Consider the following 15284-nt stretch of genomic DNA (forward strand, 5'->3'; position numbering starts at 1 on the left):
GACCGGTCCCAGCGATCCGCGCCATTACCGGGCCTGAAGCGCGGACGGTGGCGAGACCATCTGGATGGTGCGAATACCACGGCCGAGCCATGGCATAACGGCGTTACCTGCGACCAGATACGACGTCAGCGGCTTAATTGAATAAGCCGCTGACATCAGTTTCAAGTAGATTTCTGACTTCGATCAGAGTGTCCGTGCGATCTGCTCGACGCGGAAGCACTCGATGACGTCGCCCGGACGCATGTCCTGGTACTTGACGAAGTTCATGCCGCATTCCTGACCGGATTCGACAGACTTGACCTCGTCCTTGAAGCGCTTGAGCGTGCCCAGTTCGCCTTCGTGGATGACCACGTCGTCGCGAATGAGGCGAACGTTGGCGCCACGTTCCACGACACCTTCGGTGACCAGACAGCCTGCAACCTTGCCGACCTTGGAGATGTGGAAGATTTCCTTGATCTCCGCATTGCCGAGGAAGGTCTCGCGGCGCTCCGGCGACAGCATGCCCGACAGGGCCGCCTTGATGTCGTCGACCAGGTCGTAGATCACGTTGTAGTAACGGATCTCGATGCCTTCGCGGCTTGCCGCTTCACGAGCCTGCTTGTTGGCACGCACGTTGAAGCCGATGATCGGAGCCTTGGAAGCGAGCGCCAGCGTGACGTCGCTTTCGGTGATGCCACCGACACCGGAGAGCAGGATGCGTGCGCCGACTTCCTCGTTGCCGAGTTCGTTGAGCGCATGGGCAATCGCTTCCGCGGAGCCCTGCACGTCGGCCTTGAGCACCAGCGGGAACTCTTTTTTGCCGGTTTCCTGCAGACGGTTCATCATCTGCTCGAGCGAACCACGCGTACCGGAGGCGACCACGGAGGCCTTCTCGCGGATCTGGCGCTGACGGTAATCGGTAATTTCACGGGCGCGGGCTTCGTTGTCGACGACCGCAACCATGTCACCGGCTTCCGGCGTGCCCTGGAAGCCCAGAACCTCGACCGGTTTGGCCGGACCGGCTTCCTTCACCTGGTTGCCATTCTCGTCGAGCATGGCGCGGACGCGGCCCCACTCGGCACCGGCAACAAGAATGTCGCCCGGCTTGAGTGTGCCCTTCTGCACCAGAACGGTGGCAACCGGACCACGGCCCTTGTCGAGCTGCGCTTCGATGACGATACCTTCCGCCTTGCGGTCCGGATTTGCCTGGAGTTCCAGAACTTCGGACTGCAGCAGGATCATTTCCAGAAGCTTGTCGAGGCCCTGGCCACTCTTGGCCGAGACTTCCACATCGATCACGTCACCGCCCATGGATTCCACAACGAGGCTCTCGCTGAGAAGTTCGGTACGGACGCGGTTCGGATCTGCTTCCGGCTTGTCCATCTTGTTGATGGCCACGATGATCGGTACGTCGGCCGCCTTGGCGTGCGCAACGGCTTCCTTGGTCTGCGGCATGACACCATCGTCGGCAGCAACAACAAGGATCACGATATCGGTCGACTTCGCACCGCGAGCACGCATCTGCGAGAACGCAGCGTGGCCCGGGGTATCGATGAAGGTGATCTTGTTGCCGTCCTGATCGACCTGATAGGCGCCGATGTGCTGGGTAATGCCGCCGGCTTCGCCGGTGACAACCTTCGACTTGCGGATCGCATCGAGCAGCGAGGTCTTGCCGTGATCGACGTGACCCATGATGGTCACGACCGGAGGACGCGGCAGCAGGGTGGCCGGTTCGTCTTCCGTGGTGAACAGACCTTCTTCGACGTCTGCTTCAGACACGCGCTTGACCGTGTGGCCCATTTCCTCGGCGATCAGTTCGGCGGTATCGGCGTCGATAACGTCGTTGATCTTGAGCATCTGGCCCTGCTTCATGAGAAGCTTGATCACGTCCACGGCGCGCTCTGCCATACGGTTGGCGAGTTCCTGGATCGTGATGGCTTCCGGCAGAACGACTTCACGCATGATCTTTTCACGCACGACCTGCTGCTGCCCGCGCTTCGCCTTTTCCTGGCGACGGCGCATGGAAGCCAGAGACCGCGCACGCTGGCCGTCGTCGCCACCGGTGGCGGCGGAGATGGTCAGCTTGGAGCGGCGGCGGTCGTCGCCAGTGCGCGGACGCGCGGCGGGAGCCGGAGCCTGCTTCGGGCGTTTGACCGCACGAACGCTCTTGTTGTTGCGATCGTCTTCTTCGGATTCTCCGCGCTCGGGTTTCGCACGTGCGGCCGGAGCTTCCGGCGCCTTGCGCTTGCCCATGTCGTCAAGGCTGGGCGGCTTGCCGCCGTCGGCGTGAGCCGGCTTGCGAACCACGGTGCGACCGGTTGCTTCCTTGCGCACAGGCGCAGCAGCTTCCGTTGCCGGTTCGGCGACAGGTTCGCTCTTCGGTTCGGCCTTGGCCTGTTCCGCAGCCTGGAGAGCTTCTTCGGCTTCACGCTTTGCGCGCTCTTCCGCTTCCACCTTGGCGCGGGCCTCTTCTTCGGCCTGACGCTGCGCGGCTTCAACAGCCCGGCGCTTGTCTTCTTCTTCGCGGCGCTTGCGGTCTTCCTCGTCGCGCACCTTCGCCATCTGAAGGGCTGCCGCACGTGCTGCCGCTTCTTCCTTGGTCAGGGTGCGCAGAACGTTGCCGTTGCCCTTTTGGCGCTGGCCGGAGGCAGACCGGCGGGCCTGCTTGGTCGCCTGTGGATCTGGCTGTGGCGGCGTACGCGGCGCTTCAGCCGGCCGCTCGAGGCGCTGTGTTGTCGGCGCAGGAGCTTCTGCTTTCGCTTCCTGCCCCGGGAGTACAACACGACGCTTCTTCTTTTCCACGACGACGGCTTTGGTCCGGCCATGCGAGAAGGACTGCCGAACAGTTCCCTGATCGCCACCGCCGCGCTTTAGGCCAAGCGTTTTGCCACGCTCAACGCTGATTGTCTTGTCGCCTGGATTTTTCGTATCGCTCATATTGCCTTCAGTCCTGCGCAACCGCCTTTTCAAGCGTTGCCATTATCGCTGCTTGCCCCGGAGGAGTTGCGAAAACGCTCCAGGTCACGCACCCGCGACAGGAAGTTTTCGCTCGCCTGCCCCGCAAGCAGTGCAGCATGTATCACATTTGACCGGCCCAATGCCAAATCCAATTGGTCCGAATCGAACAAACGGACGATTTGGCATCCGTTTGCGTGTTCCTGAGTGCCGGCAGCCAGTGCCGCCAGCTTCCTTACCCCGTCTTCTGCAGCGTCCGAGGCATGGACCAGCCCGGCGACATCTTCCTGCCGCAGAGCTGCTTCAACTTTCGCATATCCCGTTACCAGCTCGCCGGCCTTGCGCGTCATGGAGAGCGCTTGCAGCGCCGATCGTTCCATGAGCGCATCAACCCGATCCGCCAGTCCCGGCTCGACAGAGGCTTCCCCTTTAAAACCCCTGCCGAAGACCTTTTTCCGGTCCTTTTCGGCAACAGCCACGACTTCTTTCGTGGCGGTTATCCAAACACCACGCCCTGGAAGAACCCGCTTCAGATCCGGAACCACCTCGCCTTGCGGGTCGAGGACGAACCGGATCAGCGCACTGACGGGCTGAACCTCCCGGGTCACGGCACATTGCCGTTCGGTCGGCTCACTCTTCCTGGGCACGCTGCCACTCCTTTAGATCAACCTGCTTTCCGGTGCGAACACCTTCGGCGCAGAAAAGTTGATCGAACTTGCGAATTCGAAGCTGCCGATCGGCCGGGGCCATACCGGAAGCTTCATACAGGAGGCTTTTGCCTCTCTCGTTACCCGTTCAGGATCGCGCCGCCCTGCGGCTCTTCTCCAACGGTCTCGGCCATTTCGGCCTCGTCTTCTTCTTCGGCTTCTTCTGCCTCAGCCTGAGCTGCGAGTTCTTCCTCGGTGATCCAGCCGGCGGCCAGACGGGCGGCCATCACGACGTTTTCCGCTTCAGCGCGGGACATGTCGAATTCCGAAAGAGCACCTTCGAAGCGCTTGGTTTCACCGTCCTTGCGTTCGGTCCAGCCGACGAGATCGTCAGCAGCGCAACCGGCGAGGTCTTCCATCGTCTTGATGTCGTCCTTGCCCAAGGCAACCATCATAGCCGTTGTCAGGCCATCAATCGACCTCAAGTCGTCGGCAACGCCGAGCGAAATACGCTCTTCGTCGAGTTTTGCTTCCAGCTCGGCCAGGTAATCCCGGGCACGTGCCTGGATTTCGACGGCGGTGTCGTCGTCGAAGCCTTCGATCATGGAGATCTCGTCGAGCTCCACATAGGCAACTTCCTCAACCGAGGTAAAGCCTTCGGTCGCCAGCAACTGTCCGACCATCTCGTCCACGTTGAGGGCTTCCATGAACAGCTGCGAGCGCTCCAGGAATTCCTTCTGGCGGCGGTCGCTTTCTTCCTGCTCGGTCATGATGTCAATGGCCCAGCCGGTCAGCTGTGAGGCCAGACGCACGTTCTGGCCGCGGCGGCCGATCGCCAGTGATAGTTGGTCATCGGGAACGACAACTTCAATACGTTCGGCGTCTTCGTCCAGAACAACCTTGGCAACTTCGGCCGGCTGCAGGGCGTTGACGATGAAGGTTGCCGCTTCTTCGTTCCACGGGATGATGTCGATCTTTTCGCCCTGGAGCTCGCCAACAACGGCCTGGACGCGGCTGCCGCGCATACCCACGCAGGCGCCGACCGGATCGATGGAGCTGTCCTTGGAGATCACGGCGATCTTCGCGCGCGAACCCGGGTCACGGGCAACGGACTTGATCTCGATGACGCCGTCGTAGATTTCCGGAACTTCCTGGGCAAACAGCTTCGCCATGAACTGCGGATGCGTGCGCGACAGGAAGATCTGCGGGCCGCGCTGCTCGCGGCGAACGTCGTAAATGATGGCGCGGATGCGGTCGCCCGTGCGGAAGATTTCGCGCGGGATCAGCTCGTCGCGGCGGACGATGCCTTCGCCGCGGCCAAGATCCACGATGACGTTGCCGTATTCCGCGCGCTTGACGACACCGTTGACGACTTCGCCGACACGGTCCTTGAATTCTTCGTACTGACGGTCACGCTCGGCTTCGCGCACTTTCTGCACGATGACCTGCTTGGCGGACTGGGCGGCGATACGGCCGAAATCGAGCGGCGGCAGCGGTTCGGCAATGAAGTCGCCGATGCTGGCTTCCGGATTGCGGGCCTGCGCGTCATCAAGAGAGATGTCGGTGGAAACGTTCTCGACAGTGTCAACGACCTGAAGCAGGCGCTGCAAACGGATCTCGCCGGTCTTCGGATTGATTTCGGCACGGACTTCCGTTTCCGTACCATAGCGGGAGCGGGCTGCCTTCTGGATCGCGTCTTCCATTGCATTGATGACGATCATCCGGTCGATGGATTTTTCCCGTGCGACCGCGTCAGCGATTTGCAGCAGTTCCAGCCGGTTCGCGCTGATTGCCATATTCCACTCCTCTTGCGCCAAGGATCGGTTCGGGCGCGTTCTTCTTCTTTCCCTTAGAGCCTGTGGCTCAGTTGGGCATGTTGTCCTGCGACAGCTCGTCATCCTGGCCACGGGCGGCAAGCGCCGCCTTTTCCGCCTGAAGAGCTGCGGTAATCAAGTCATCGGTCAGAACCAGCTTGGCTTCGCCGATGTTCTCCAGCGGCAGCGCCACGGTGTCCTCTTCGCCTTCCCGCACATCGGGCAGCCGAAGGTTGGCCTTGCCGTCTTCCGCGCCGAGGAGCTTGCCCCGGAACCGCTTGCGGCCATCCAGCATGACGGCCATCTCGACCTTCAGCTCATGGCCGGCCCAGCGATTGAAATCGCCGGCCCGCACGAGCGGACGATCGATACCTGGAGATGAAACTTCTAGATGATATGCCCGGTTGATCGGGTCTTCGACGTCGAGCGCAGGCGAGACGGCCCGGCTGATGGTTTCGCAGTCCTCGACCGTCATGGTGCCGTCGGGGCGCTCCGCCATGATCTGCAGGGTGCAGCCGTTCTGAGCACTGATCTTCGTACGCACCAGTCGGTAGCCGAGGTCCTCGATGACCGGCTCCACAATTGCGGCAACACGGGCATCAAGACCCTGTTCCGTCACAATTCTCGGTTCGTGTGCGCTCACACTTGGCTCCTGTTGGCGGCCGTTACCGGCTCTTGAGCATCAGATGCACCTGATTGTCGATTTACATAGGGCAGTCCTGCTCGAACTCGTTGGTTTCCGGTTATGTAAGCAAAAAAGAGCGGGTCCCCGGCGGGCCCACTCTCAAAGTGCTCAGATAAGCCGTTTGAGGTGAAACACGGGCTGTATAACGCCAAAGGGGGCAAAAAGGCAAGAGGCCGGGCCAAATTCCTCAAAGAAGTTGGCGCCAGTCCAGAATCCCCCGATAAACGGCAGCAAATGCGCCGTTCTCCGCGCTACGCCGCTACACCCTGCGGAAGGTCAGGTAGCGTCCGATACGCCCCTCGCGGATGGCCTTCGCCTCGTAGCGTGTACTCGGCCAGCCTTCCCAGGGCGTTTTCCAGTCGGATGCAGTTTCCGCAGCCCATTCGAACGCCACATGGTCGCGGCAATGGCGCAGTGTCCAGTCGACGTAGGTATCGATGTCGCTGGCAAAACGGAATTCGTGGCCGGGCTTGATGACCCGGGCATAGCGATCGAGATTCTGCTCGTTGATGAACCGGCGCTTCCAGTGGCGCTTTTTCGGCCAGGGATCCGGATAGAGCTGATAGGCCAAGTCGAGACTTGCCTCGGGCAACCAGTCCAGCACATTGACGGCATCATCATCGTAAAGGCGGATATTGCGGAACCCCTCCCCCACGACGGCATTCACGGCCTTGGCCATGCTGCCGACGAAAGGTTCGACGCCGATGAAGCCGACACGCGGATTGGTTCTGGCCCGGTGGAGCAGATGCTCACCGCCGCCAAAACCGACCTCCAGACACACCTCGTCGACATCCGCATCAAAGAGGGTCTTCAGATCCTCCGGAGCGGGGGTCGCCAGGTCCAGCGCGAGGCGCGGCAGTTCGTTTTCCATCAGCGCCTCACGGCGCGGGCTCAACGGCTTGCCCTTGCGGCGGCCGTAAAAGGAACCTTCGTAGCGGTCAGTCATAATTCAACTTCAAAACGACAGATCGCCGGCACTGAACCGGCGATCTGCTTCACTTCTTCCATGTTCAGCGTAAGCGCAGCTTATCCCGCAAGCGGGCGCAGCGCGTCAACCAGATCCGTCTTTTCCCAGCTGAAGCCGCCATCGGCCTCAGGTTCGCGGCCGAAGTGGCCGTAAGCGGCGGTGCGCTCATAGATCGGGTTGTTCAGCTTCAGGTGCTGGCGAATGCCGCGCGGGCTGAGACCCATGACATCGCGCAAGGCTTTTTCCAGCTTGGCTTCATCGCAACGGCCGGTGCCATGCAGGTCGACGTAGACCGACAGCGGCTCCGGAACGCCGATGGCGTAGGAAAGCTGAATGGTGCAGCGGTCGGACAGATCGGCCGCAACAACGTTCTTGGCAAGATAGCGCGCCGCGTAGGCTGCCGAACGGTCCACCTTGGTCGGATCCTTGCCGGAGAATGCGCCGCCGCCGTGTGGAGCTGCACCACCGTAGGTGTCGACAATGATCTTGCGGCCGGTCAGGCCTGCATCACCGTCAGGGCCGCCGATGACGAAGGCGCCGGTCGGGTTGACGTGCCAGACGGTGTCGCCGGTGATGAAGCCTTCCGGCAGTGCAGTGCGGATGTAGGGCTCGACAATGGCGCGCACGTCGGAGGAGGTCAGGGCCGGATCCAGATGCTGGGTCGACAGAACGATCGAGGTTGCCTCGACCGGCTTGCCGTCGACGTAGCGGACGGTTACCTGGCTCTTCGCGTCCGGGCCGAGCGCAGGCTCCTGACCGGATTTGCGGACGTCGGCCAGAAGACGCAGGATCTTGTGCGAAAACAGGATCGGAGCCGGCATCAACTCTTCGGTTTCGCGGCAGGCGTAGCCGAACATGATGCCCTGATCGCCCGCACCTTCGTCCTTGTTGTCGGCGGCATCAACGCCCTGGGCGATGTGTGCGGACTGCGCGTGAAGGTGAACGGCGATATCGCAGTTTTCCCAATGGAAACCGTCTTGCTCGTAGCCGATATCCTTGACGGCCATGCGGGCAAGATGAGCGATGTAATCGTTGGTGATGGTTGACGGACCGCGGGTTTCGCCGGCGATCACGATGCGGTTGGTCGTTGCCAGGGTTTCACAGGCAACGCGCGCTTCCGGCATTTCCTTGAGGTAGGCATCTACAACCGCATCGGAAATACGGTCGCATACTTTATCCGGATGCCCTTCGGAGACGGACTCGGAGGTAAACAGGTAATTCTGACGTGCCATTGGCGATCGTCCTTCTGGGAATGAATATGACAGAAGCGGCGATTGTCATCGCCGCTCCGTCTGCATCAATCTTAGAAGTTCTTCGCCGCGTCAAGCGCGCGCGTGAATTTTGTCAGTCGTCGCCAGCCAGAGACCGGACCAGATCGACGATCCGGCGGCGTACTTTCGGGTCTTCAATCCGCACGAATGCCTTGTTCAGGGACAGGCCTTCGGAAGAAGACAGGAAGTCGACAACATAGGAGGTCGGCTGCGTTTCGCCGAAGCCTTCCGCCTCTTCAGGCGTACCGGGCGCATCTTCGAAGAAAAAGGAAACCGGGACTTTCAGAACGGTTGCGATGTGTTGCAACCGGCTGGCACCGATACGGTTGGTGCCTTTTTCGTATTTCTGGATCTGCTGGAAGGTGATGCCCAGACTTTCGCCAAGCTTTTCCTGACTCATGCCTAGCATCATGCGGCGAAGCCGGACGCGGCTGCCAACATGAATATCGATCGGATTCGGAGACTTTTTACTGGGCATCTGTGTCGCTCTTTCTTTTTCTCGCGGAAAAAGCCCGCTCGTTTTCGTTTGCACAAGCTCTCCTGACATCCCCCCACAGGCTCAAGAGACCGAAGTTTGCCCGCAACCTTTCACTTGTACATGAAGCAGCCTTCAATCGGCTATTTCACGGTTGTATCACAGTTTCTTCACTCAACTCAAACAAAAAATATCAATTTACACGCGAATCGCGGTTGTATTGGTAAAACCCGGCAAATACTACGATAAGAAACGAGATAACGAGCACCGGCAGATCGCCAAAAATGCCGTAGAGAGTATTGTCTAGTCTCTGCGGAAGCTTGGAATCGATCAGACCTTTTTCGAATATCGCGAGTTTCGCGACCACCTGACCTTTGGCATCAATCACCGCTGAAATGCCTGTATTTGCAGCTCTAATCAGCGGCAGGCCGGTTTCGATGGCACGTAAACGAGCCTGTGCGAGGTGCTGATAAGGGCCGGGCGTCCGGCCAAACCAGGCGTCGTTGGTAACGTTCAGCAGAAAATCCGGCCTCCTGGAAACACCGTCCAGAGATCCCGGAAAAATTGCCTCATAGCAAATCATGGGTAGAAAACTAAAACTTTCGGAGGTGGTCAGTACACGCGGTTGATACCCGGCCTCGAACCCATCCATGGGGCCTGCAAGGTTAGAAATTCCCAGTGATTCAAGCAGAGGTTTAAACGGAACGTATTCACCGAAAGGTACGAGCCGAACCTTGTCGTAGATGCCCTGGACGGTGCCCTCGGTGCCGATGACAAAGACGCTGTTGAAGTAATCTGCCCCTCTCATGCCGGGCTCGGCCCGGATCGCACCGGTCACCAGTTCGGTCTTGTCACCGAGCGACTGACCGATCCGGAACAAGGCTCCCGGCTCCTGTGTCAGCAGGAAGGGAACGGCCGATTCCGGCCAGACCACCATGCGCGGCTGTCCGACGCGCGCGGCGCCGCCAAGCGGCGCTTCGGTCATGTCGAGGAAGGTCTGAAAGATCTCGTCGCGCAGCTCCGGCCGCCATTTGTCTTTCTGATCGATCGATGGCTGCACGATTCGGATGTCCAGATCGGCAACAGGCAATGCCGTCTGCCAGAGCCTGACGACGCCGTAACCTGCAACCGCGGCCAGAGCAACCGCGGCAATGACAACGGCCGTCACGCGCTGGCGAAACGGGCGAGCGTCGGCCAGAACGGCCGGCGTCGAAAAGATCGCAACCACGAAGAAGGTGAGACCATAGAGCCCGACAAGACTTGCCGCCTGTGACACACTCAGCGATCCGGACACGCCATAGCCGAAGGCATTCCAGGGAAATCCGGTCAGGACATGGCCGCGCAGCCAGTCCGTCAGTGTCAGGCCGGCAGCAAGTACCAGGATGCGGCGAAACTGGTCACTCCAGAATATCGCGGCCAGTCCCACCCCAAGGCCCGTGAACAGCGCCAGCCCGACAGGCATTGCCAGCACGGCAAAGGGCATCAGCCAGGCAAAGCGCTCCGCTTCCACCAGAAACGCCGCGCCGATCCACCAAAGGCCCGAGAGAAAATAGCCGAAGCCGAACAACCAGCCGAGCGCGAAGCCGGTGCGAAACCGCTGAACCCGCTTGCCGGGTGCGGGATCGACCGCTCCGTCCAGCATCCAGACCAGACAGGGAAACGTGACCAGAAGCACGAAGGTGAAGTCATAAGGGGGAAGCGCAAAGGCCGTCAGCGCACCGCAGGCGGCGCACAAGAGACGGCGCTGCCAGCCCCATGCCAGAAGAAAGGTATTTGGCAGGGCCGACAGGCGGTGTGACAACCATTGCATCAAAGAGCTTCCCCATACTTGCGGTCAGGAGATTTGTCGGCTCGCCGCAGTGGGGTCAAGGGTTAATACCAACGGCGCGCGAAGAAGTCGCTTCGAGACGACGGGCCATCGGCACCGTTGGCAAGCATCCATTTGGCTGGTTTCGGCGTCCGGCCGCTCATCCGTTTCCGCTGGACGCAGCAACCTTGGTCTTGGTGCTTTCGCTGTCCTGGCTGCTCTCGCCGGAAACGGAATCGGTCCGCTTTGGACGGCGGCGAAGATCCGGCGGGCGCGCGTCGGCGCGGCGGCGGCGGATCTTCAGGCGCTTGATGCGGCGCGGATCCGCATCCATTATCTCGAACTCGAACCCGGGCACTTCATCCGGCACCAGCAGCAGCTCGCCGCGGACCGGTACGCGGCCAACGGAGACATAGAGCAGACCACCGAGCGTATCGACGTCCTCGGAAATCTCGCCGTCGTTCAGCTGCGTGCCGAGCGCTTCGTCGAGTTCCTCCAGCGGCAGACGCGGATCTGCGATCCACACGCCCTCGCCGGCGGCAGCCAGCATGGCTTCCTCGTCCTCGTCGTGTTCGTCTTCGATATCACCGACAACTTCCTCGACAAGATCCTCCAGCGACACAAGTCCGTCGGTTCCGCCGTATTCGTCGATCACCAGCGCCATCTGGATACGATCGGCCTGCATTTTCGCCATCAGGTCTGTCGCCGGCATGGACGGCGGCACGAACAAGAGATTGCGCAGCAGATCCGTGTCCTTCAGCGAGACCGACAGGTCGACACAGGACAGGTCCAGGTCAGGCATGTTGTGACCGTTTCGCGCAGGCGCATTCGAATTGGACGGTTGAAAGCCGGTTGTATCGTTTTCATTGTCCACAGAAGTTGCAGGACGGTTCGAAGCGCCACGTTCTGCGATATAGGCCATCAAATCCTTGATGTGGACCATGCCCCGCGGATCGTCGAGCGTCTCTTCGTAAACCGGCATGCGCGAATGCCCGCTCGTCTGGAACAGTTCCATGACGCGGCTCAGGCTGGTTTCCAGATCGACCGCGTCGATATCCGCACGCGGGATCATGACGTCGTCGACGCGCAATTCACGCAGTCTCAGAATGTTGCCGAGGAGCATTCGCTCTTCCGGCGAGAAGGCAGCATCACCACCTTCGCGAGCAAGCTCGTCCTCCAGGTTCTCGCGCAAGCTCGAAGACTGGCGGCCCAAGCGCAGGAAGCGTTTGAGGAGATCGAGAAAGGCCGCAGGTTTCTGCGGCTTCAGCTGTTGCGGGTCTTCCCCGTCCTGGTCCTGTCCGGTGCTGGCAGGCTTCTGCCCGGTTGCCGGACTTTGCGGTTCAATTGAGTTCATCATCCATCAATCAAGAACATCACATCCCATGATGCCACTTAACCGCCGTCGGCCACAAGTGGCCTGTCCGCGTAAGGGTCATCGATGCCAAGAGACGCCAGAATGGACTTCTCAAGGCTTTCCATCAGTTCCGCCTCTTCACTTTCCTGATGATCATAATCGAAAAGGTGAAGCAAACCGTGAACAGTCAGATGGGTAAGGTGATCGGAAAATTCAATTCCAAGGTCTGCAGCTTCCGCTGCGACGGTTTCATAGGCGAAAACGATGTCCCCCAGAAGGGGGCCATAAACGTCGCCTTGCGGATCGCTGCCGGGAAAGGACAGGACGTTTGTTGCCTTGTCCTTGTCGCGCCATTTCGCGTTCAGCTGCCGGATCGACGCGTCGTCGGTAAACAGCAGCGAGACTTCGGTTCCCTCCAGCACTTCCAGATCCGCCCCTGCAAAGGCAGCGGTGATTGCCTTTGCAGTTATTGCTTCCAACTGGCTTTCCGCCGGCCAATCACCCGCTTCTATCGAAAGGTCGATCTGAAAACTATCAGGCAATCGGTCTGGCATCGTCGGCAAGGGCTTTTCAGGAATTTGCGGCTTCACGAGGGCGCGCAGAGGCACCGTCGCGGTCCGCACCACGTTGTCGCTCGGCAAAGCGGCGCTCGCGCGCTTCCGATTCTTCCCGAGAGGCGTTGTCGTAAGCGGTCACGATCCGTCCGACCAGTTCGTGACGGACGACGTCTTTCTCGTTGAAGCGGATGTGGGCAACTTCCGGAATGTCCGTCAAAAGCCCCAGCGCTTCGCGCAGACCGGACATCTGTCCTGACGGCAGGTCGATCTGGCTCGGATCGCCGGTGACGATCATCTTCGAGCCTTCCCCAAGACGCGTCAGGAACATCTTCATCTGCATGGAGGTCGTGTTCTGTGCCTCGTCGAGCAGCACCACCGCGTTGGAGAGCGTGCGGCCGCGCATGAAGGCGAGCGGCGCCACTTCGATCATGCCGGACTGCAAGCCACGGTCGACCTTCTCGGCAGGCATCATCTCGTAAAGCGCATCGTAGATCGGCCGCAGGTACGGATCGACCTTGTCCTTCATTTCACCCGGCAAAAAGCCGAGGCGCTCACCGGCTTCCACGGCAGGACGGGACAGGATCAGACGGGCCACATCGCCGCGCTCCAGAAGAGCTGCTGCATAGGCAACCGCCAGAAAGGTCTTGCCGGTACCGGCAGGGCCGGTTCCGAAAATCAGGTCGGCCCGATCCATCGACCTGATATAGGCATCCTGGGTCGGTGTGCGGGCGACGATCGTTTTCCGGCGGGTCGCGATCTGGGCGAAGGCCAGCCGGGACTTCGGCTCCAGCGTCGGCAACGGCAGCTGCGCTTCCGCAGCCGCTGCCATGCGCAGCGCGCCGTCGACATCACCCGGGTGGATTTCCTGTCCCTGCAGCAGACGCTGATACATGGCTTCCAGAGCCGTGCGCGCCTGGGCGCAGCCAACCTGGCTGCCTTTCAGTGTCACCTGGTTGCCCCGGGCAATCGCATCGATCCCAAGACGCTGCTCGATCAGCGCAAGGTTCTGGTCGAATTGCCCAAACAGATCTCCGATCAGCCGGTTATCTTCAAAGGCAAGAACAATATGGGTCATGTCGGAGGCCGAACCGGCCGCAGAGGATTGTACCGAAGACTTGCGGGATGAAGAGTGGCTGTCGCGCGTCAAATGACGTCTCCTTTAGGCCGCCGGAGCCGGGATGCGTCCGGACCTTCCAAGATCATCTTGCCCCGCAATCAGCCGCCCGAACAGGGAATTGGACCCGATGTCGACGATTTCCACCGCTTGTATCGACCCGATGAGGTCTTCAGGTGCATCCAGTTGCACCGGCTGCAGCCACGGCGACTTCCCGACCAGCTGTCCGGGATTGCGGCCGGTCTTCTCCAGAAGCACATCGCAGGTCATGCCCAGACGCGAGGCGTTGAACGCCTTCTGCTGCTCGGCAACCAGCGCCTGAAGCGCGGCCAGCCGTGCGGACTTGACGTCCTCCGGCACCTGTTCGTCCATGGTCGCGCCGGGCGTACCGGGCCTGGAACTGTATTTGAACGAGAAGGCCGAGCCGTAGCCGACCTGTCGAATCAGATCCATCGTGTCTTCGAAATCCTGGTCGCTCTCGCCCGGGAAACCGACGATGAAATCGCCTGAGAGCGCAATGTCGGGAGAGACCTCGCGAATGCGGTCGATCAGGCGGAAATACTCATCGCGCGTGTGCCGGCGGTTCATCGCCTTCAGGATCTTGTCGGACCCGGACTGCACAGGCAGGTGCAGATACGGCATCAGGCTTTTCAGGTCCCGATGCGCCTCGATCAGGTCGTCATCCATGTCGCGCGGATGGCTGGTGGTATAGCGCAGCCGGTCCAGACCGTCGATTTCCGCCAGGCGCCGCAGCAACCGGCCAAGACCCCAGACGGCACCGTCCGGCGATGTGCCGTGATAGGCGTTGACGTTCTGGCCCAGCAACGTGATCTCGCGTACCCCGGCCGCGGCCATGCGTTCGGCTTCGCTGACGATCTGCTCGACAGAGCGGGAGACTTCGGCCCCGCGCGTGTAGGGAACGACGCAGAAGGTGCAGAACTTGTCGCAACCTTCCTGCACGGTCAGGAAGGCGGACGGCGGGCGTTTGAGAACCTGCTTTTCGGCACGTTCCGACAGGTGATTGAACTTGGCGTCGATGTCGAACTCGGTCTCGACAACCTTGGAGCCCGCGCGGGCCTTTTCCAGAAGGGACGGCAGCTGATGATAGCTCTGCGGGCCCACCACAAGATCGACAATCGGCGCCCGGCGAGAAATTTCCTCGCCCTCCGCCTGCGCAACGCAGCCGGCGACACCCACCATCATGTCCTTGCCGGATTTTGCCCGCTCTTCCTTGACCTTGCGGATGCGGCCAAGCTCCGAATAGACTTTCTCGGCTGCCTTTTCTCGAATGTGGCAGGTGTTCAAAATGACAAGATCCGCATCTTCCAGATCGTCCGTCGCCTCGAATCCCTCCGGTGCCAGCACATCGGTCATGCGCTCGCTGTCGTAGACGTTCATCTGGCAGCCATAGGTACGCACGAACACCTTGCGGGTGTTCCCACCCTTGCGGGCGTCTGTCATATCGGCGGTGGAAACGGCGGTGACGTTCGTTTCCATGTCTTGTTCAGGGCGGCTTGTCATTCGCTCCTCGTGGGGCTCCTCAGGGCCTTGATACGCTGGCCTTTTTCAGGCGGCCGGATGTCGTGAATGTCGGTACCTTCATCGGGCAGTTCACCCGGCACAGGCACAGGATCGATCCGTCCTTCATGCCCGGGACCC

The 15284-nt window shown here is 60.6% G+C and carries 12 protein-coding genes; all 12 read right to left on the reverse strand.

Going from position 1 to position 15284, the window contains the following annotated elements; all coding sequences use genetic code 11:
* Nucleotides 1–183: 183 nt before the first annotated feature.
* The 12 genes from infB to miaB all read right to left on the reverse strand — a co-directional run bounded on the left by infB (nucleotide 184) and on the right by miaB (nucleotide 15086).
* Nucleotides 184–2916 carry a translation initiation factor IF-2 gene (gene infB / locus FIV05_RS04000; RefSeq protein WP_152508747.1) on the reverse strand — a complete coding sequence of 911 codons (2733 nt, stop codon included), beginning with the start codon at nucleotides 2914–2916 and terminating at the stop codon, nucleotides 184–186.
* 29 nt (nucleotides 2917–2945) lie between these two features.
* On the reverse strand, nucleotides 2946–3581 hold the full coding sequence (locus tag FIV05_RS04005) for an RNA-binding protein (protein ID WP_031268706.1): 636 nt from the start codon (nucleotides 3579–3581) through the stop codon (nucleotides 2946–2948).
* A 140-nt stretch (nucleotides 3582–3721) separates the two neighbouring features.
* The gene (gene nusA / locus FIV05_RS04010) at nucleotides 3722–5377 is read right to left on the reverse strand and encodes a transcription termination factor NusA (RefSeq protein ID WP_062490911.1); all 1656 of its coding nucleotides are present in this window, start codon (nucleotides 5375–5377) and stop codon (nucleotides 3722–3724) included.
* Nucleotides 5378–5444: 67 nt separating this feature from the next.
* Nucleotides 5445–6038, reverse strand: a complete 594-nt coding sequence (rimP, locus tag FIV05_RS04015) for a ribosome maturation factor RimP (protein WP_031268707.1) — start codon at nucleotides 6036–6038, stop codon at nucleotides 5445–5447.
* A gap of 301 nt (nucleotides 6039–6339) precedes the next feature.
* Nucleotides 6340–7026 (reverse strand): tRNA (guanine(46)-N(7))-methyltransferase TrmB, encoded by a 687-nt coding sequence (locus FIV05_RS04020; protein ID WP_152508748.1) that lies wholly within the window; start codon nucleotides 7024–7026, stop codon nucleotides 6340–6342.
* 80 nt (nucleotides 7027–7106) lie between these two features.
* Complete coding sequence (gene metK, locus FIV05_RS04025) at nucleotides 7107–8279, reverse strand: methionine adenosyltransferase (RefSeq protein ID WP_022999115.1); 1173 nt, start codon at nucleotides 8277–8279, stop codon at nucleotides 7107–7109.
* A 112-nt stretch (nucleotides 8280–8391) separates the two neighbouring features.
* A complete protein-coding gene (locus FIV05_RS04030) occupies nucleotides 8392–8796 on the reverse strand; it encodes a helix-turn-helix transcriptional regulator (protein ID WP_023014432.1) in 405 nt (134 codons plus the stop codon).
* A gap of 190 nt (nucleotides 8797–8986) precedes the next feature.
* The gene (lnt, locus tag FIV05_RS04035; RefSeq protein WP_209009851.1) at nucleotides 8987–10603 is read right to left on the reverse strand and encodes an apolipoprotein N-acyltransferase; all 1617 of its coding nucleotides are present in this window, start codon (nucleotides 10601–10603) and stop codon (nucleotides 8987–8989) included.
* Nucleotides 10604–10760: 157 nt separating this feature from the next.
* Nucleotides 10761–11957, reverse strand: coding sequence for a hemolysin family protein (locus FIV05_RS04040; RefSeq protein ID WP_022999118.1), 1197 nt, complete (start codon nucleotides 11955–11957; stop codon nucleotides 10761–10763).
* A 35-nt stretch (nucleotides 11958–11992) separates the two neighbouring features.
* Entirely contained in the window at nucleotides 11993–12508 is a 516-nt protein-coding gene (gene ybeY, locus FIV05_RS04045) for an rRNA maturation RNase YbeY (RefSeq protein ID WP_075281731.1), read from the reverse strand.
* A gap of 16 nt (nucleotides 12509–12524) precedes the next feature.
* A complete protein-coding gene (locus tag FIV05_RS04050; protein WP_022999120.1) occupies nucleotides 12525–13586 on the reverse strand; it encodes a PhoH family protein in 1062 nt (353 codons plus the stop codon).
* Between the two features lie 84 nt (nucleotides 13587–13670).
* Nucleotides 13671–15086 (reverse strand): tRNA (N6-isopentenyl adenosine(37)-C2)-methylthiotransferase MiaB, encoded by a 1416-nt coding sequence (miaB, locus tag FIV05_RS04055; RefSeq protein WP_228872652.1) that lies wholly within the window; start codon nucleotides 15084–15086, stop codon nucleotides 13671–13673.
* Nucleotides 15087–15284: the final 198 nt, after the last annotated feature.

Origin of the sequence: Labrenzia sp. THAF191a, assembly GCF_009363335.1 — a bacterium.
In the GTDB taxonomy this organism is placed as follows: Bacteria; Pseudomonadota; Alphaproteobacteria; order Rhizobiales; family Stappiaceae; genus Roseibium; species Roseibium algicola.

Excerpts from the sequence above, each read along its gene's own strand:
- infB (WP_152508747.1), bottom strand. The coding sequence starts at position 2,916 with ATGAGCGATACGAAAAATCCAGGCGACAAGACAATCAGCGTTGAGCGT.
- nusA (WP_062490911.1), bottom strand. The coding sequence starts at position 5,377 with ATGGCAATCAGCGCGAACCGGCTGGAACTGCTGCAAATCGCTGACGCG.
- FIV05_RS04020 (WP_152508748.1), bottom strand. The coding sequence starts at position 7,026 with ATGACTGACCGCTACGAAGGTTCCTTTTACGGCCGCCGCAAGGGCAAG.
- metK (WP_022999115.1), bottom strand. The coding sequence starts at position 8,279 with ATGGCACGTCAGAATTACCTGTTTACCTCCGAGTCCGTCTCCGAAGGG.
- FIV05_RS04030 (WP_023014432.1), bottom strand. The coding sequence starts at position 8,796 with ATGCCCAGTAAAAAGTCTCCGAATCCGATCGATATTCATGTTGGCAGC.
- lnt (WP_209009851.1), bottom strand. The coding sequence starts at position 10,603 with ATGCAATGGTTGTCACACCGCCTGTCGGCCCTGCCAAATACCTTTCTT.
- FIV05_RS04040 (WP_022999118.1), bottom strand. The coding sequence starts at position 11,957 with ATGATGAACTCAATTGAACCGCAAAGTCCGGCAACCGGGCAGAAGCCT.
- ybeY (WP_075281731.1), bottom strand. The coding sequence starts at position 12,508 with ATGCCAGACCGATTGCCTGATAGTTTTCAGATCGACCTTTCGATAGAA.
- FIV05_RS04050 (WP_022999120.1), bottom strand. The coding sequence starts at position 13,586 with ATGACCCATATTGTTCTTGCCTTTGAAGATAACCGGCTGATCGGAGAT.
- miaB (WP_228872652.1), bottom strand. The coding sequence starts at position 15,086 with ATGACAGACGCCCGCAAGGGTGGGAACACCCGCAAGGTGTTCGTGCGT.